Annotated in this window: 16 protein-coding genes; 6 read left to right on the top strand and 10 right to left on the bottom strand. The window is 62.1% G+C overall.

What is annotated here, in order from left to right; translation table 11 throughout:
* Together ACFWXH_RS19010 and ACFWXH_RS19015 are read right to left on the bottom strand one after the other, a co-directional pair.
* The gene (locus ACFWXH_RS19010; RefSeq protein ID WP_379122797.1) at positions 1-516 is read right to left on the bottom strand and encodes a TRAP transporter small permease; all 516 of its coding nucleotides are present in this window, start codon (positions 514-516) and stop codon (positions 1-3) included.
* Between the two features lie 123 nt (positions 517-639).
* Positions 640-1,638 carry a TRAP transporter substrate-binding protein gene (locus ACFWXH_RS19015; RefSeq protein WP_379122799.1) on the bottom strand — a complete coding sequence of 333 codons (999 nt, stop codon included), beginning with the start codon at positions 1,636-1,638 and terminating at the stop codon, positions 640-642.
* Between the two features lie 241 nt (positions 1,639-1,879).
* Between ACFWXH_RS19015 and ACFWXH_RS19020 the strand changes: the two genes are divergently transcribed.
* Genes ACFWXH_RS19020 through ACFWXH_RS19030 form a run of 3 tightly spaced genes read left to right on the top strand, consistent with a single transcriptional unit; the run spans position 1,880 to position 5,578 of the window.
* Positions 1,880-2,749, top strand: a complete 870-nt coding sequence (locus ACFWXH_RS19020) for an FAD binding domain-containing protein (protein ID WP_379122801.1) — start codon at positions 1,880-1,882, stop codon at positions 2,747-2,749.
* Positions 2,746-3,234 carry a (2Fe-2S)-binding protein gene (locus tag ACFWXH_RS19025; RefSeq protein WP_379122803.1) on the top strand — a complete coding sequence of 163 codons (489 nt, stop codon included), beginning with the start codon at positions 2,746-2,748 and terminating at the stop codon, positions 3,232-3,234. The genes ACFWXH_RS19020 and ACFWXH_RS19025 overlap by 4 nt, the downstream gene beginning before the upstream one ends.
* 1 nt (position 3,235) lies before the next feature.
* The gene (locus tag ACFWXH_RS19030) at positions 3,236-5,578 is read left to right on the top strand and encodes a xanthine dehydrogenase family protein molybdopterin-binding subunit (RefSeq protein ID WP_379122805.1); all 2,343 of its coding nucleotides are present in this window, start codon (positions 3,236-3,238) and stop codon (positions 5,576-5,578) included.
* Positions 5,579-5,653: 75 nt separating this feature from the next.
* Here the strand turns inward: ACFWXH_RS19030 and ACFWXH_RS19035 are convergent, their stop codons facing one another.
* The 5 genes from ACFWXH_RS19035 to ACFWXH_RS19055 form a co-directional block, all read right to left on the bottom strand.
* The gene (locus ACFWXH_RS19035; protein ID WP_379122807.1) at positions 5,654-7,150 is read right to left on the bottom strand and encodes a pyridoxal-phosphate dependent enzyme; all 1,497 of its coding nucleotides are present in this window, start codon (positions 7,148-7,150) and stop codon (positions 5,654-5,656) included.
* Positions 7,151-7,254: 104 nt separating this feature from the next.
* Positions 7,255-7,938, bottom strand: coding sequence for a GntR family transcriptional regulator (locus tag ACFWXH_RS19040; protein WP_379122809.1), 684 nt, complete (start codon positions 7,936-7,938; stop codon positions 7,255-7,257).
* An 84-nt stretch (positions 7,939-8,022) separates the two neighbouring features.
* Complete coding sequence (locus ACFWXH_RS19045; protein ID WP_379122811.1) at positions 8,023-8,355, bottom strand: cupin domain-containing protein; 333 nt, start codon at positions 8,353-8,355, stop codon at positions 8,023-8,025.
* A 26-nt stretch (positions 8,356-8,381) separates the two neighbouring features.
* Positions 8,382-10,037 carry a thiamine pyrophosphate-binding protein gene (locus ACFWXH_RS19050; RefSeq protein ID WP_379122813.1) on the bottom strand — a complete coding sequence of 552 codons (1,656 nt, stop codon included), beginning with the start codon at positions 10,035-10,037 and terminating at the stop codon, positions 8,382-8,384.
* Complete coding sequence (locus ACFWXH_RS19055) at positions 10,027-10,815, bottom strand: SDR family oxidoreductase (protein ID WP_379122815.1); 789 nt, start codon at positions 10,813-10,815, stop codon at positions 10,027-10,029. Before ACFWXH_RS19055 ends, ACFWXH_RS19050 begins: the two co-directional genes overlap by 11 nt.
* Before the next feature lie 137 nt (positions 10,816-10,952).
* On the opposite strand from ACFWXH_RS19055, the gene ACFWXH_RS19060 reads away from it, so the two are divergent.
* The 3 genes from ACFWXH_RS19060 (at position 10,953) to ACFWXH_RS19070 (ending at position 14,181) form a co-directional block, all read left to right on the top strand.
* Positions 10,953-12,407: an aldehyde dehydrogenase family protein gene (locus ACFWXH_RS19060; protein WP_379122817.1), complete on the top strand. Its 1,455-nt coding sequence runs from the start codon at positions 10,953-10,955 to the stop codon at positions 12,405-12,407.
* 76 nt (positions 12,408-12,483) lie between these two features.
* The gene (locus tag ACFWXH_RS19065) at positions 12,484-12,951 is read left to right on the top strand and encodes a CoxG family protein (protein ID WP_379122819.1); all 468 of its coding nucleotides are present in this window, start codon (positions 12,484-12,486) and stop codon (positions 12,949-12,951) included.
* Positions 12,952-12,993: 42 nt separating this feature from the next.
* Complete coding sequence (locus tag ACFWXH_RS19070; protein ID WP_379122821.1) at positions 12,994-14,181, top strand: diaminopropionate ammonia-lyase; 1,188 nt, start codon at positions 12,994-12,996, stop codon at positions 14,179-14,181.
* Positions 14,182-14,324: 143 nt separating this feature from the next.
* Here ACFWXH_RS19070 and ACFWXH_RS19075 read toward each other — a convergent pair whose 3' ends face one another.
* Genes ACFWXH_RS19075 through ACFWXH_RS19085 form a run of 3 tightly spaced genes read right to left on the bottom strand, consistent with a single transcriptional unit; the run spans position 14,325 to position 16,537 of the window.
* Complete coding sequence (locus tag ACFWXH_RS19075; RefSeq protein ID WP_379122823.1) at positions 14,325-15,110, bottom strand: amino acid ABC transporter ATP-binding protein; 786 nt, start codon at positions 15,108-15,110, stop codon at positions 14,325-14,327.
* 34 nt (positions 15,111-15,144) lie between these two features.
* Positions 15,145-15,834, bottom strand: a complete 690-nt coding sequence (locus tag ACFWXH_RS19080) for an ABC transporter permease subunit (protein ID WP_054313916.1) — start codon at positions 15,832-15,834, stop codon at positions 15,145-15,147.
* Positions 15,824-16,537, bottom strand: a complete 714-nt coding sequence (locus ACFWXH_RS19085; RefSeq protein WP_379122825.1) for an ABC transporter permease — start codon at positions 16,535-16,537, stop codon at positions 15,824-15,826. The genes ACFWXH_RS19080 and ACFWXH_RS19085 overlap by 11 nt, the downstream gene beginning before the upstream one ends.
* Positions 16,538-16,553 lie beyond the last annotated feature (16 nt).

The raw sequence follows: 16,553 nt of genomic DNA on the forward strand, positions 1-16,553 counted from the left end.
TCAAGCCTCCTGGCGAGGTGTTTCGGAGATCAGGGCTTCGCCGCGATAGGAGCGCACCGCCCGTCGCAGGAACTCGATGCCAAGCAGGAAACAGCCAATGGGGATCACGACGAGATTGACAGCCCGCGGGATCTCGATCTCCGCCGCAATGAGGATTCCACGATGCAATGAGAGCAGCACCGCTTTGGTCGCAAACCAAGTCAGCACAAGGCATACGGCGGCACCGACAAGCGACCCGAGGAACATCGCGACACGTTGGGTTTGGGGGCGCAGGTTGGCGACTACGATATCGACCGTCACGTGACCGTCGCGGCGGAGCACCCATGCGGCTGCAAGGAACGTGATGTAGACCATCATCGTTCCGGTGATCTGGTCGATGCCCAGTATACCGTGGTGAAACAGCGCCCGAAGCACCACCTTCATTACGGTCAAAAGCATCATGGCGATCAGCAACAATGCCGAGATGACGGCAAAGAAGTTAAGTATGAAATCGAACGCGCGCTCGAGCTTGTTCACGAGGGTGTCCTGACTGTTTGTGTTTGAGACGATTTGGCTTCATGAGGTTGGCGGCTCTCGCATGACCTCGATTGACCACGCCCGACCAGGTGGCGGGCGCGATCGACGCCGTCAACCGCGCTGTTATTTGGCGGCAAACAAGGCTTTGACTTCAGCCACCCGTTCCGCGCCGAGGATCGACTCGTAGTAGGCCCAGAGGGAGTCGTTGGCGACCTTCGTCCAGCGCTGAGATTCTTCGGGCGAGATATCCAGGACCTTCATGCCATCCTTGACCATGATGGCCTGCTGCTCTTTCTGGTTCTTGTCGAACCAGTCGAGCGCGAATTTCTGCGTTTCGGCGATCGCCTTGAGCAGGATGTCCTGCACTTCCGGTGACAGGCTGTCCCACTTGTCGAGGTTCATGGCAACGCTGCCGCCGCTGCGATACATGGGCTGATTGATCATGTATTTGGTGACGGTCTGCCAGTTGTAACGTGTGAAGGCATCGGCCACCGGCCAGCTGAAGCCATCGACGGTGCCGCGGTCCATCGCCAGGAAGATTTCCCCCGGCGGCAATGTGATGGACTCAGCGCCAACCGCTTGCACGAAGTGGCGGGTCAACGGAGCCACGCGCAGCTTCTTGCCCTTGAGATCGTCTACCGACTTGGCGGGGAAATTCGTGGAAACGTAATGAGCGCCCTCGCCTGGATCGCCGGCGGCATGGCCGATGTAACGCACGCCCTTCGCCGCGTAGAGCTTGACCATGTAGTCGTAGAGCGCTGAACCAGGGCCGCCATCGGGGATCGTCAACGGCGACAGTTCTGTAATATCACCGCCCGGCACCACGCCGGCCCAGTAATTGGGGGCGCCGTACCAAACGTCGAATACCCCGTTGACCAGGGCCTCGGGCTGATCGAATGGCGGCAAGACGTCGTCTGAACCGATATAGGTTATCGTGACTTTACCTTCGCCAAGGCGATTCACGTTCTCCATGAAGTTCTTGCCTACCTCGGCGGTGGGCGAGAAGCCGGGCGACCAGGCACCCACCATCTTCAGGGTAACGGCGTCCTGGGCATGCGCGATGCCGCCCACGAACATCATGAGGCCCAAAGCCAAGCCGCAACTTCGTGCAAAAGCTCGCATTCCAATCTCCTCCCGTGGCGGCCGTGTTCCATCGGCCACGCAAATTCTTCAATCCTCCGCCCGCGATTGTTCGCTGACATCCCGAAGCCTAATGCGAGCGTCGTCTCTTTGTCTACAATTTTTTTTCTATTGCATACAACGTGAGTGGCAACTAGCTTGCGTGAGAGGTTTGGAGGTGCCAGTTGGAGAGATCTGAACCTGTACTCCTTCAGGATTCTCGGTGGTTGTTAAGGGGGAGCCCATGAGGCCAGCGTCATTTGAATACCATCGCGCGACGTCGCTCGAGCACGCGCTCGAACTGCTGAGCCAGTTTGGCGACGACGGGCGGCCGATCGCCGGCGGCCAGAGCCTGGTGCCGATGATGAACTTCCGACTGGCAAGGCCGGGTCATCTCGTCGACATCAACAAATTGCCGATCGCCGGGATTGAAGTCCTCGGCAAGACACTGCGCATCGGCGCGCTCACCCGCCATGAGGCCTATTTCGGCAATCCGCTGATCGCCAGGCACTTCCCCGCCTTTCTGGATGCCGTCCACTACATCGGTCACCCCACCATTCGCCGCAACGGTTCGATCGGCGGCAGCATCTCGCATGCCGACCCGACGGCAGAACTGCCTGCCGTGGCGGTTCTCCACGACGCCGATATCGTCGTCCGCTCGACCGCGGGCGAGCGCCGCATCCCGGCAACGGAATTCTTCCTGAGTGCTTATGTGACAGCGCTGGAACCGGGTGAGATGGTGGTGGCCGTCGAGCTGCCGCTACCACTGGAGACCTCGACCGGCAGCTTCATCGAACTCGGCGAGCGCAGCGGCGACTTCGCAACGGCTTCAGTGGGAATCACGCTGGAACACGACGGTTCTGCCGTCACGAAAGCCGCAATGGTTTGCAGCGGCGCCGACCTCTTTCCGATACGAGCACCCGAAATCGAAGATTTCCTGGCCGGCCAACCACTCATCGATCCGAAGGCCAAGGAAGCAGGCCAGCTCTTTGCCGAATCCATTGACCCGGTGGACGACCACATCGCTTCCGCCGATTACCGCCGCGGCCTGATCGCGCAACTCACGCAGCGCGCCATAACGACCGCCTGCACCAGAGCGCTGGGAAAGAAATGACCGAGATTACGCTGGAAGTGAATGGCGTCACCAAGGCGCTCGATGTCGAACCTCGCCGTCTGCTGGCGGATGTGCTGCGGCAGGAATTCGACCTGTCGGGCGTGCATATCGGTTGCGCTCACGGTGCCTGCGGCTGCTGCACGGTGCACCTGGACGAAACACCCAGGCTGTCCTGCCTGACCTTCGCCGTGCAGTGCGACGGCTCTTCCATCAAGACCGTGGAGGCCATGGGCGGTCCGTCAGCCGACCATCTGTTGCAACAGGCCTTCAAGAGCGAACACGGGCTGCAATGCGGCTACTGCACGCCGGGTTTCATCATGACGCTGGTGCCATTTGTCGACGAGATGATCGCCAGCAGGCGGATGCCCGAGAATGACGAGATCCGCGAAGCGATGAGCGGGAACATCTGCCGCTGCACCGGCTATCACGGCATCGTGGCCGCCGTGCGCAAAGCGATCGAAAGCGGCCTTGGGGAGAACGCCTGACATGAAAGCCGAACAGCCCAGACATATCGGGGCACGCATCCAGCGTTTCGAGGACATCAGGCTGCTGTCGGGCCTTGCGCGTTATATCGACGACATCCGCCTGCCCAACATGCTGCATCTCACTTTCGTGCGCGCCGATATCGCGCATGCGCGCATCGTCGGGGTCGATTCCTCGGCTCTTGCCGATATCGGCTATCCGACCTGGGTTTTCACCGGCGAACATACCGCCGGCCTGTCGATGAAGGCACATCAGGACTATCCTGAGATGCAATATTCCGAGCAGCCATTGCTCGCTGAAAAAAAGGTGCGCTTCGTCGGCGAACCTGTCGCCGTCGTGCTGGCCGAAGACGCCTATAAGGCCGAGGACGCTGCCGAGCACGTGATGGTCGAATACGACTCCCTGCCCGTCGTTGGCACCATGAAGCAAGCGCGTGACGCGTCGCTGCCGCCGCTGTTCGATGGATGGACGAGCAATGTCATCGTCCAACGCCAGATGAAGGGCGGCGATCTTGATGCTGCCAAGGCGGCTGCCGCGCATGTCGTCAAGCGTACCTATCGCACGCAGCGCCAGGCCGGGGTGCCGATGGAATGCCGCGGTGTCGTAGCCCATTACAACCCCGCCGATCGCCTTTTGACGGTATGGTCGTCGACGCAGATGCCGCATCTGGTGCGCACCTACATCGCCGAAGAGCTGAACCTTCCGGAATCGCGCATCCGCGTCGTGGCACCGGATGTCGGCGGCGGCTTCGGCATCAAGGGCCAGGTTTTCGGCGATGAAGTTCTGGTGGCTTGGCTCGCCATGAAGACCGGACGCCCGGTGAAATGGATCGAGGACCGCCGTGAGCACCTGATCGCCTCGCTTCATGCCCGCGACCACGAGCACACGCTGGAAGCCTATGTGGCGGCGGACGGGCGGTTGCTTGGCCTGAAAGCCGACATCACCGTCGACAACGGCGCTTATTCGACCTTTCCATTCACCGCGGCCGGCGAGCCGGGCATGGTCGGCAAGGTGCTGCCCGGCCCCTACGACCTCCAGGCCTATGAGGCGACGTTCCGCGCCGTGGCGACCAACAAATGTCCCATCGGCACCTATCGCGGTGTCGCGCGCCCTTCCGCCGTGTTCTCGCAGGAACGGCTGATGGACGACATCGCCATCGAACTCGGCATGGATCCGTTCGAGCTCCGGTTGAAGAACATCGTCCGGGAGTTCCCTTACAAGAACGTCCTCGGCTTCACCTATGACGAAGGCTCCTACGCGCAGTCGCTGGAGCAGATGCGCGAGTTGCTCGCAAATGACATCGCGGACGCTTCGGCTTCGCGCGTCTCCGCAACGACGCGTATCGGCGTCGGCTTCGCCTGTTTCATCGAGCAGACCGCCCATGGCACGCCTGATTTCACCCGCCGCCGCGTGCCCATCGAAACCGGCTATATCGCAGCCCGCGTGGAGATGTCGCCGGATGGCGAAGTGACCATCGACCTTGGCCTGCAGAATCACGGCCAGGGCCTGGAGACCACGATGGCGCAGGTGGCGGCCGATGCGCTCGGCATCCTGCCGGAAAACATCTATGTCCGCCACGGCGACACCCTGACGACGCCCTATTCGGTCGGCACCTGGGGCAGCCGAGGCGGTCCGCTCGGCGGAGGTGCGGTGCACATCGCCGCAACCAAGCTTGCCGACAAGCTGCGCGCCATCGCCGCGCACCTGCTGCAGGTCAAAGCCGACCAGATCGAATTGGCAAACGGCAAGGCGTCGGTACGCGGCAATCCCGGAAACCACATCGAGATCCGCAAGCTCGCGCGTGCAGCCTTGCGCAATGTCGACCAGCTTCCCGAGGGCATGACGCCCGGCCTGGAAGCGCACGCGAGTCTCGACGGTCCGCGCGACGGCAGCTATTCAAATGCCGTGCATGCAGCGGTGGTCGAGATCGACGTCACCACCGGCAAGATGAAGCTGCGCCGCTTCGTCGTGGTCGAGGATTGCGGCACCATCCTCAATCCTTTGGTGGTCGACGGCCAGGTAAGAGGCGGCGTGGTGCAGGGTATCGGCTCGGCCATGTTCGAGCACTTCATCTATGACGCCGAATGCCAGCCGCTGACCACCAATTTCGCCGACTATCTGATGCCGCTGGCGCCGGAGATACCGGACATCGAAGTCCATCACATCGAAACCCCGACCCCGCTGACGCCACTCGGTGCCAAGGGACTGGGCGAAGGCGGTGCCATCGGTCCGGCAGCCGCCATCGCCAATGCCGTCGCCAACGCGCTGGGCGTCGGCGTCACCAGCACGCCCCTGAACACCAATGCCCTGTGGAATCTTTCGCAGCATATCCGCGAAGCTGTCTGAGCCTCGTCTGATCGAAACATCGAAAAGGCCGGCGAAGCTTCGCCGGCCTTTCATCTTTCACCTTGTCGTCAAAGGCTAGTTGCGGGCAGATTGCACCGCGACGTTGAATTCCTCGATCAACCCATCCCACACCGGCACCATCGCCATCAGGCCATCCCAGAACGACTGGTCGCGGCGGCGCGCGAAATCCTCGAGCGAAACGCCCTGCTGCTCGACCCAGGTGTAGTAACCCAGATTGAAGATACGCTCGCGTTCGGTGCGTGTGAGTTCAAGAAGCGCGTCGGTGCGCGCGCCGGCGAGATGCTCGCCAAACACTTCGGCTGCCGAGAGTTGATCGAACACGCCGTCGAAGGACGCGTTCAACACCTTGTCCAGTTGGGATTCATACATGGCGGCGCCATCGGTCGCGACGGTCAGGATGACGTCGTCTTCACCGAGGTCGAGATATTTCGCCAGCTTGATCGCCGCGACGATATTGGCGATCGACGACAGGCCGAGATGGCCAAAGCTTTCCAATTCTGTATCCGACAACCCCTTGCGCCCACGCAGGTAATCCCGACCGGCCGGAAGATTGAACAGGAGATTCAGACTGTCGGGAGATCGCTCCGAGACGCCGACGACATAGTCGGTGTTGAAGACATTGTGGATCAGCGGCACGTGCTTGTCGCCGATGCCCTGGATGTTGTGCTCGCCATAACCGTTGTTGAGCAATGTCGGGCACTCGGTTGCCTCCACCACTGCGATCTGGCAGCCGAGGCTTTCCTTCAGATGGTCGCCAGCGGCCAGCGTTCCCGACGAACCGGAGGCAGCCACGAAGGCACGGGCCTTGAGCCTGTTTCCACTGGCCTTATTTACGGCAGCAAAGACGTGCTCCAGCGCGGGACCGGTCACGGCCCGGTGGGCGACATAGTTGCCGTATTCGCTGAACTGGTTGAGGATGACATTGCGCTTGTCCTTCGCCAGTTCGTGGCAGGCGTCGTAGATCTCCTTGAGATTGCTTTCGCTGCCTGGTGTGCGCATGATGTCGGCCGGATCGGCCATCCACTTTTCAAGCCAGCTGAAGCGTTCCGGGCTCATGCCTTCCGGCAACACGGCGACACTGCGGGCGCCGAGGATCGTCGATATGGCGACGCCGCCGCGGCAGTAATTGCCGGTGGACGGCCAGACGGCGCGCTGGTTGTCGAGGTCGAATTGTCCCGTCACCAGCCGAGGCACCAGGCAGCCATAAGCCGCCAGCACCTTGTGCGCGGCAATCATCGGGAAACGGTCTCCCGTCGCAACGACGATCCTGGCGGGCACACCGGTCAACGCCGATGGCAAGACCAGATGTTGCGGCGTCTCGACCGCTTGGCGGCGATCCGGTCCATTGTACCAATGAACGCGAAACAGATTGAGTGAATCGGCTGTGTCGGGATCTATGACAGGCAAGGCCTTGCGGGTTGCCGCGTCGATCGTGGACGGCGATGCCAGCTCCGCAAGCTTCGGCAGCCTTATCCCCGTTCTGGCGAATGCTGTCACGGCTCTGGCGTGCACCGCGCCATCCACCACCTGCCTGGCAAAAAGGTCACTCATCGCTTCCTCCTCGACGGTTCACCGTCATCCGGTCTTTGGTCAAAATCTCCCCACCCCGCGGCGGCCGGGCGCCGCGGGCAAACTCGCCGTCAGGTCGAGTGGTTCTATTCGATGCCTTCGGCTTCCAGCGCGAGCAGGACGTCCGCGGCGGCACCCGCCAGCAGGTCGACATGCTCGCGCATCAGATCATGCGCCTGTGCTGCATCGCCTGCCGTGATGGCCTCGACGATGCGGCCGTGCTCATAGACCGACTTCGTCATGCTGCGCGGCGTGGTGATGTGGCGGCGATAGACGTTGAGACGATTGCGCAGCTTGCGGCTTTCCATCTGCAGGAAGACGTTGCGCGAGCCGCGGAAGATCGAGTCGTGGAAGATATTGTTGGTTTCATAAAAACCACCGTAATCCTCCCTTTCGGCCATCGCCGCACATTGCTCATGATGCTTGCGCATCTCCACGACGTCTTCCTTCGTCATGCGGCGGGCCGACAGCCGCGCCGACAGGCCCTCATATTCGGCCATGACCTGGAACATCTCGATGAGCTCGCCCGTCGTCAGTCGCTTGACGGTCGCACCCTGATTCTTCTTGATGTCCACCAGGCCACTGGAGGCCAGATGGCGTAGCGCCTCACGGATCGGCGTGCGGGATACTTCGAAGCGGCGCGCCAGTGACTGCTCGTCGAGACGTTCCCCCGGCCGCAGCACGGCGTTGAGGATATCGTCTTCCAGTATACGAACCAGACTGTCCGCGGACGGCCTGGCTTCCTTGGCCCCATCGATGACTTCGCTCAACGTTTGCTCCCAGATTCTCGCCCTTCCTAGATGCATTCTCGCCTGACACTATGCAAGCACCCCGGAAGCGATTGTATACAACCGCTACTGCTGCACCGTGATCACGAGATAGGAAGCTTCCTGATCGGCCTCGTTGATCGTGTAATGCAGATCACCCGGCTCGAAGAGAACGGACTCACCCTCTTTCAAGGTGAAGCGCTCCTTGCCTGTGTCGAACGTCAGCTCGCCGCGAACCAGGTAGAAAAGCTGCGACCAGTCGTCATGATGGTGCATTTCGCCACCGCCGCCCTTCGGGGCCCTCGAGACCTGCACAGAGAAGTTGCTGCCCTTGAAGGGCACGACGTCCAGCACAGTCAGCCCGCCAAAGTGGTTCGGCGGCGTCACGCCGGCAGCAGCACCATTTTTCCAGATGTTCATGTCGATACCTTTTGGTTTCCTGGCTTCTATGAAATGTAAGCCATATAGGGGCTGATGACGCTGCGCACCGGCACCTGGATGATGGCCGGCTTGCCGCTGGCGATGGCGTCCGCCACGGCCTCCGATAGGGCCTTGACGTCGCGCGCGAAATATCCGCGTCCGCCCAGACCTTCCGCGACCTTGCTCCAGTCGCGGCGCGGCAGGCCCATCTCATAGGTCTCGCCGAAGCTCTGCTCCTGCGGCAACGCGATGGCGCCCCAGCATTCGTCATCCAGCACCACGATGATGAAGGCACGGCCGTAACGCTCCGCCGTATCGAGCTCGGCGACATGGAAACCGACGCCACCGTCACCGACAAAGACCACGACCGGCGCATCCGGATCGGCGAAGCTGGCACCGGCACCATAAGGAACCTCGGCGCCCAGCGCGCCTGACTGGCCGGCGCGCAGGTAGCGGCCGGGCGCCGGAACGCGCAACCGCGCATCGGCCCAGAAATCGACATTGCCGTGGGACGTCACATAGATCGTGTTCTCCGGCGCGGTTGAACTCACGGCATCGACGGCGGCGAGCGGATGCATGCCCGCAGCATCGCCCTCGCCGAGCTGAGCGGCATGTTCCTCGCGCCATGCCGTGACCAGGCCGTCGCTCCATGCCTTATCGGAACCGAGCTCAGGCATATCGGCGAGGAGGTCGATGAAATCGGCGGGCGATGCCGCGATGGCGAGATCGGCGCGGCGATTGCGATGCAGCAGTTCCTGGTCAGAGCAGACCTGGATGATCCGCGCCTGCGGGCCGACAGTATCGCCAAATTCGAGATCGAACTCGAAATGATGGCCAAGGAGCACAATGCAATCCGCGTCCTTCATCGCTGTGCGCAGCGTCGCGTTGCAAGGTGCGTAGGCAGGCCCCATCCAGCGTGGATGGCGCTCATCGACGATGCCGCGCGCCAGGCGCAGGGTCGAAAAGGCAAGACCATGCTTTTCCACCGCCTCGGTGATGCGGGAGGAGCGGCTCCAGAACAGTTCGTCGCCGAGGATCAGCAGCGGCTTCTTGGCGCCGGAAAGCAAGGCGCGCGCGGCTTCGGCGTCGCCGGCAGCGATCCCCGGCAGGCCGGGCATCGGCGGATGCTGGGTAGCGGGGGCCTCGCGGAGCGGCGACGACAGGATGTCGGTCGGCACCTCCAGGAACACGGGACCGGGCCGGCCAGCCCACATCTTGCGCCAGGCGATGTCGAGATATTCCTGCAGCCGGTTGGGATCGGTGCAGCGCGCCGCCCATTTGGTGACGCCTTTCATGATCGGCAGCACATCGTAGGCCATGCCCGCGCCACGCTCTGCCGATTTCGTCGACGCCTGGGCGCCGACGATGATCATCGGCGTGCCGGCAAGCATGGCGACCATGCCCGGTGTGACGGCATTGGTGACGCCGGGGCCGAGCGTGACGACCGCCACGCCGGCCTTGCCCGTCACGCGCGATTGCGCCTCGGCCATGAAACAGGCCGCCGCCTCGTGGCGCGTGTGGATCAGCGGCAGGCCTTGGTGCGCGCAGGCGCGATAGATGGAGTTGATCGGCCCGCCCGAGACCGAGAAGATGTTCTTCACGCCGGCCGACTTCAGCCAGGCGACGATGGCCGCACCGCCATCCATGGTCTGCGCCTTGTCAGACTGGGTTTTAGTAAGCACGGGACTTTCCTCCATCAAGTGCGATCGCGGTGCCGGTGATGAAACCGCCGCGCTCGGACGCGAGCGTGGCGACGATGGCGCCGAAATCATTGGGATCGCCGAACTTGCCGACCGGGACTTCCTGCAGCCACAGCGCCTCGGCGTCCGCACGGCTCAACCCGTCGCGGTCCATGCTCGACTGGACCAGATATTCCATGCGGTCGGTGGCGAAGGGACCGGGACACAGGCAGTTGACCATGATGCCCTCATGGGCGAACTCGATCGACAGCGACTTGGCGAGGCCGACCACTGCCAGCCGCACGGAGTCTGACAGAACCATGTTCGGCTGCACGATCTTCACGCCGACGGTGGTGACGAAGATGATGCGGCCCCATCTGTTCGCCTGCATGTGCGGCAGGACCGCATGGCACAGATCGACCATCGGCAGCAGGCTTTCGTTGAGCGCGTGCTCCCAGCCCTCGCGTGAGACGCTGAGGAACGGGCCGGCGGCGGGGCCGCCGGTGTTGCCCACGAAAATGTCCAGCCCGCCGAATTCGGCGACCACTTCGTCCACTGCGGGCTTCAACGTCGCACGGTCGGCCAGGTCCATCTGAACGGCAATCGCCGAAGCCGCACCGGCATCCTTGAGCTCGCACACGAGCTCGGTCATCGCAGCCTGATTGCGACCGCCAACCGCCACACTGGCGCCTTCCGCAGCCAGGGCAAGCGCGGAAGCGCGGCCCAATCCTCGGGAAGCGGCCGTCACCAGCGCTCGTTTCCGCTCCAGACCAAGCTGCATATGCCCTCGCTCATTATGTTCTTTCGAATGCATTTTGGCTACCAGCGTGTAAACATTCTGTCAATTCATGTAGACAATCTTTTTTAGTTTGCATACAACTCGATCAGCGACACCCAAATGCACCCGCTGGAGATCCCATGACCGCAACCCCTCACATTCCCATCGTTGTCGGCAGCAAAGTGTTGGACGAAGGCTCCGATGGCATTGGGGAAACCCGCGACCCCGCCACGGGCACCCTCGTCGCCACCTTCGCACGAGCGGGTGCCGCAGAAGTCGATCTGGCAGTCGCGGCAGCACGCAATGCATTCGACAACGGGCCCTGGCGGCGCATGCGGCCATTCGAGCGCGGCCGTATCCTGCACCGCATCGGCGAACTCATGCTCCAGCGCCGCGACGAGATCGCACGAAAGGAAAGCCAGGATAGCGGCAAGCCGCTACGCGATTCCTATTGGGAGGTGGATTGCTCGGCCCGCTTCTTCGAGTTCTACGGCGGCGCCGCCGACAAGCTGCATGGCGCCTCGATCCCGCTTGGTCCCGACTGGTCGGACTGGACGGTCAAGGAGCCGATCGGTGTCAGCCTTCACATCATACCGTGGAACTATCCGTTCCAGCTCATCGCCCGCGGCGTCGCGCCGGCACTGGCGGCAGGCTGTGCGGTCATCATCAAGCCGGCCGCCGACACGCCTGTCACCGCCTATGAATTCGTCAAGATCTGCCGTGAGGCAGGGCTACCCGAGGGACTGGTCAATCTCGTCAACGGACGCGGCTCATTGGCCGGCGATCTGCTCGCCCGGCACAGCGGCGTCGATCAGATCACCTTCACCGGTTCGGTGCCGACGGGTGAACGCGTTCTGGTGGCGGCCGCTTCGCATGCCGTGCCCTGCAACATGGAACTCGGTGGGAAATCGCCGCAGATCCTGCTTGCCGACGCCGATCTCGACCGCGCGCTGCCGATCATTGCCGGAGGCTTCCTCACGCATTGCGGCCAGGTCTGCAACGCCGGCACGCGTTTGTTCGTGGAAAGGTCGATCCACGACACCGTGGTCGAGCGGTTGCACAAGCGCATCAGCGGCATGAAGCTCGGCGCCGGCATCGACGATCCCGACATGGGGCCGCTGATCAGCCCCGCGCACCGCGGCGATGTCGAGCGCTACTACGAGGTGGCGAAGGCCGAAGGTGAGCTTCTGCTTGGTGCTGACCTTCCCTCCAGCCCGGAACTCGCCAAAGGCGCTTTCGTACGCCCTGGCCTTGTCGTCGGCGCGACCAACGCGGCGAGGATCGCGCGCGAGGAAATCTTCGGGCCGATCCTCACCGTCATTCCCTTCGACAGCGTCCATGAGGCCGTGGACGGCGCCAACGATTCCCCGTTCGGGCTGGTCGCCGGCATCCACACCAGCAACATCGACAAGGCGCTCGGCATCGGTGCCAAGCTCCGCGTCGGCCAGGTCTGGATCAACTCCTTCGGGGTGGGCCTGGATGTCGAGTTCCCCTTCGGGGGCTACAAGCTCTCCGGCTACGGCCGCGAAAAGGGATTGGAAGCACTGGCTGCCTATCAGCAGACCAAGAACATCTGCATCCATCACCCCCTGTAGGATCAGTCCAAAACGGCGAAGCGCCGACGACAGGATCGCCTGCGCCCGCTCTCATTTCATCTGCGGAGGAATTCTTATGTCTCTAGTCATCGAGGGCGAGGAGCGGATCGCCGCGCCGATTGCCAAAGTATGGGAGAACCTTAACGATCCCGATATCCTTCGGGCATCGATCCCGGGCTGCGAGGCTCTGGAGAAGACGCCGGACGGTCGCATGAAAGCAACCGTGGTTCTCAAGATCGGACCAATCAAGGCCAGCTTCGCCGGTGAAGTGACGCTGTCCAACATCAATCCCCCCACTTCCTACACCATAGCCGGCGAAGGCAAGGGAGGCATTGCCGGTTTCGCCAAGGGCGGGGCCGACATCCAACTCGCCGAAGAGGGGCCCGACACGACGATCCTCACCTACAAGGCAAGCGCCGATGTGGGCGGCAAGATCGCGCAACTCGGCAGCCGGTTGATCGTTTCGACCTCGAAGAAGCTCGCGGGGCAATTCTTCTCGACTTTCAACGAACTGTCATCGGGCAAGGCACTGCCCGCGCAATAGCCTCGACCGTACCGCAGGCACACCCAACACGAGACGTGCATCATGCTCATCCTGAATACGCATCCCGATCACAACAAGGCGCTTGATAGCGCGGACGCTGAGTTGCTTGGCACACAGGCGGCAGACTTGACCGAGCGCTTCCTTACTCATCGTCCAAACCACAAGGCGACGCCACTGCGTTCGCTGCCGGGACTGGCAAAACGCTTCGGCATTGCTTCGGTGCACGTGAAGGACGAGAGCCAACGCCTCGGTCTCGGCAGTTTCAAGGCGCTCGGAGGATCCTATGCCGTGGTGCGGCTTGTTCTCGAGGAAGCGTCCCGCAAGCTGCAGCGAGAACTAGACGTCGTCGATCTCGAAAACGATGCCGTGCGTGACATCGCCAAGACGCTGACGTTCGGCTGTGCCACCGACGGCAATCACGGAAAATCGGTTGCAGCCGGCGCCAAGATGGTCGGAGCGCGTTCGGTCATCTTCGTGCATTCGGGGGTCAGCGACGAACGCGTTGCCGCGATTGCGCAGTTCGGGGCCGATATCATCCGCGTCGAAGGCACCTATGACGACTCGGTCAAGGAAGCCGAGCGCGTCTGCACGGAGAACGGCTGGACCGTTTTGTCGGACACGTCATGGCCCGGCTATGAGCGCATCCCAGGCCTTGTCATGCAGGGCTATACAGCCATGCTGAAGGAGGTGCTGCGGGAGCTGCCACAGCCGCCGACCCATATTTTCGTGCAGGCCGGCGTAGGCGGGCTGGCAGCTGCGGTCGCGGGTCACTTCGATATTGTTTATGGAGCGCAACGGCCAAAGCTGATCGTGGTGGAACCGACGCGTGCGGCTTGCATCTTCGAGAGCATGCAGGCTGGAGCACTCAGGAAGGTCGAGCATGGCGAGCCGACCATCATGGCGATGCTGGAATGCTATGAGCCATCGCTCAAAGCCTGGTCGATCCTGTCGCGCAAGGCCGATGCGGTCATCACGATCGATGAGGTCGATGCCGTGAACGCCATGCAGCGGCTGGCGCAACCCGTCGACAGCGATCCGGCGATCGTTGCCGGTGAAAGCGGTGGCGCAGGGCTCGCCGCATTCCTGCACACGGCAAGGAGCGCGGAAGAGATGGAAGTGCTCGGCATCACATCCCAATCGCGCCTGCTGTTTTTCAACACCGAAGGGGCAACCGATCGTGCGAGCTATTTCGCGCTCGTGGGCAAAACGCCGGAGGCCGTTCTGGCTTAACCGGCATAGGCGAGCGGCGCGCACTGCTGGTGCCGCCGTGACTGGCCGCTTCTTGGCTGGAGCAATGCTCCTCGCAAGGAAGCGGCTATTTTTTTGCCCATGTGGAAGTTTCAGAACGGCTTCCAGGAACCAGAGCTCTGTCGTTACAAAACCTGCTGGAGGAAGGCCTTGAGACGCACGGTGGACGGTGCGCCGAAGAAGCGATCGCTTGTTCCTTCTTCGACGATCTCGCCTTTCTCCATGAAGACGCAGCGGTCAGCGACACGGCGGGCAAAGCCCATCTCATGCGTCACGCACACCATGGTGATGCCGGTGGCCGCGAGATCTTCCATGATGCGCAGCACCGAGCCGACCGATTCCGGATCGAGCGCCGAGGTCGGCTCATCAAAGAGCATGATCGAGGGCTTGAGGCACAATGCGCGGGCGATCGCCACCCGCTGCTGCTGGCCGCCTGACAGTTCGGAAGGGTACTTGGCCGCTTGGTCCTGCACATTCACTCTCGCGAGATATTCACGAGCGATGTCGTTCGCCTCGGCAGTCGGTAGACGCAAGGCAAGGCGTAGCGCGAAGGTGCAATTGGCCAGCACAGTCATGTGCGGGAACAGGTTGAAGCCCTGGAAGACCATTCCGAGCTGCCGTCGAACCTGGGCGACGTCGCTTGCCTTGTGCGTCAGTTCCGTGCCGTTGACACGAATGGTGCCGGAGTTGTGTTGCTCCAGGTGATTGATGCAACGGATCAGGCTGGATTTGCCGGATCCGGATGGGCCACACAAAACGACGATCTCCCCTTGCCCGACCTCCAGATCGATATCGCGCAGGGCCTGAAAGCCGCCATAGAATTTGTTGAGCTTCCGGATGGAGATCGCGACTGCCGCCGGCGTTTCCCGGCGGACCGGTGAAGGCACTGCGATCTGCGTAACCGCATTCATGGGATCAATCCTTTCGGGGTCATGCCGCTGGAGCTTAGCCTCTTGCGAGATGACGGTTCAGCTTGCGGTCGGCCATGGTGAAGCCGATGCGCATGATATTGACGATGCACCAGTAGATCGCGGCAGCCGTCACCAGAGGTGTGAACGGGTCGTAGGTATAGTCGAACACCGTATTGGCTGCGGCCGTGAGGTCGACCAGGGTGATGGCGCTCACCGCGGATGTGCTCTTGACCATGATCAGCAGTTCATTCTGGTAGGCCTTCAGCACATAGCGGGCAGCCATGGGCAGACGAAGCCTGAAAAGGGCCTGCCTCGGGCTCAGGCCAAGTGCCGTCGCCGCCTCGACGACGCCCGGAGGCACGGCGGCAAGGCCGCCACGAATGATCTCGGCCATATAGCCCGAATGGGTGAGCGTCAGCCCCACCCAGGCGCAGAAATAGGCGTTGGAGAACACGGTCCATAGGAACGTGTCACGCACGACCGAGAGTTGGGGCAGCCCGCTATAGACCAGATAAAGCAGGACAAGGCTGGGCACGCCACGGAAGAATGCGATGTAGCTGGCGGCAAACACCGCCTTGCCCCCTCTCTCCAGACGCATCAATGCGACAGGCAAGGCGAGCAGCAGTCCCAGGACGAGCACAGGCAACAGCACCGCAAAGGTCGTCGCCGTACCCGCAAGCAGCGTCGGCATGCTTTCCCAGGCAAGGACCGGATCATAATGCATGGGCCGGCTCCCGTTTCACGACTGGCTTGTAACCACGCTCGGACCAGCTCTCGATGCGGCGTGACACGAAATAGGTCAGCCAGGTCATGCCGAGGAAGAAGACGGAGGCCAGCACATAGTAGATGAATGGCTCCTTGGTGACGCCGGACGCCAGCTTGGCGTAGGCCATGATCTCCTTCAGCCCGATCAGCGAGATCAGCGCCGTATCCTTCAGCACGACGATCCACATGTTGGTCATGCCGGGAAGTGCCAGCCTCAACACCTGCGGGAGTATCACCAGCAGCCATGTGGCCGGTTGCGGTACGAGAAGGACCTTTGCCGCCTCGAACTGCCCTGGCGGTACGTTCTGGATCGCAGAGCGGATCAGGTCGGCCAGATAGGCGCCATAGACCATGCCGAGCGCGGCCACGGCCGCGGCAAATGGCGAAATGTCGACCGTAACCGTGAGGCCGACCAGCGAGGCCAGACTGGCGACGATGCCGGAGCCTGCATAGAAGAACAGGAATGCCACAAGCAGCGACGGCACCCCGGTAAAGATCGATGCATAAACTTGCCAGATAGCGCCGACCACCAGGCGGCGTTTGAGCGTGACGAGTGCGAACGCCGTCCCGATGGTGAGCGCCAACAGATAGGAGAGGACCGCGACCTTGATGGTCATCAGGGCGCCAATGCCCAATTGCTGCACAAAACCCATCTCAGCCATGGTTGCCATCCTCCCC

It is taken from the genome of Mesorhizobium sp. NPDC059054 (genome assembly GCF_042739215.1).
In the GTDB taxonomy this organism is placed as follows: Bacteria; Pseudomonadota; Alphaproteobacteria; order Rhizobiales; family Rhizobiaceae; genus Mesorhizobium.

What these genes read in the sequence shown, in the direction of transcription:
- ACFWXH_RS19015 (WP_379122799.1), bottom strand. Translation starts at nt 1,638, where the DNA reads ATGCGAGCTTTTGCACGAAGTTGCGGCTTGGCTTTGGGCCTCATGATG.
- ACFWXH_RS19020 (WP_379122801.1), top strand. Translation starts at nt 1,880, where the DNA reads ATGAGGCCAGCGTCATTTGAATACCATCGCGCGACGTCGCTCGAGCAC.
- ACFWXH_RS19025 (WP_379122803.1), top strand. Translation starts at nt 2,746, where the DNA reads ATGACCGAGATTACGCTGGAAGTGAATGGCGTCACCAAGGCGCTCGAT.
- ACFWXH_RS19030 (WP_379122805.1), top strand. Translation starts at nt 3,236, where the DNA reads ATGAAAGCCGAACAGCCCAGACATATCGGGGCACGCATCCAGCGTTTC.
- ACFWXH_RS19035 (WP_379122807.1), bottom strand. Translation starts at nt 7,150, where the DNA reads ATGAGTGACCTTTTTGCCAGGCAGGTGGTGGATGGCGCGGTGCACGCC.
- ACFWXH_RS19045 (WP_379122811.1), bottom strand. Translation starts at nt 8,355, where the DNA reads ATGAACATCTGGAAAAATGGTGCTGCTGCCGGCGTGACGCCGCCGAAC.
- ACFWXH_RS19055 (WP_379122815.1), bottom strand. Translation starts at nt 10,815, where the DNA reads ATGCAGCTTGGTCTGGAGCGGAAACGAGCGCTGGTGACGGCCGCTTCC.
- ACFWXH_RS19060 (WP_379122817.1), top strand. Translation starts at nt 10,953, where the DNA reads ATGACCGCAACCCCTCACATTCCCATCGTTGTCGGCAGCAAAGTGTTG.
- ACFWXH_RS19065 (WP_379122819.1), top strand. Translation starts at nt 12,484, where the DNA reads ATGTCTCTAGTCATCGAGGGCGAGGAGCGGATCGCCGCGCCGATTGCC.
- ACFWXH_RS19070 (WP_379122821.1), top strand. Translation starts at nt 12,994, where the DNA reads ATGCTCATCCTGAATACGCATCCCGATCACAACAAGGCGCTTGATAGC.
- ACFWXH_RS19075 (WP_379122823.1), bottom strand. Translation starts at nt 15,110, where the DNA reads ATGAATGCGGTTACGCAGATCGCAGTGCCTTCACCGGTCCGCCGGGAA.
- ACFWXH_RS19080 (WP_054313916.1), bottom strand. Translation starts at nt 15,834, where the DNA reads ATGCATTATGATCCGGTCCTTGCCTGGGAAAGCATGCCGACGCTGCTT.
- ACFWXH_RS19085 (WP_379122825.1), bottom strand. Translation starts at nt 16,537, where the DNA reads ATGGCTGAGATGGGTTTTGTGCAGCAATTGGGCATTGGCGCCCTGATG.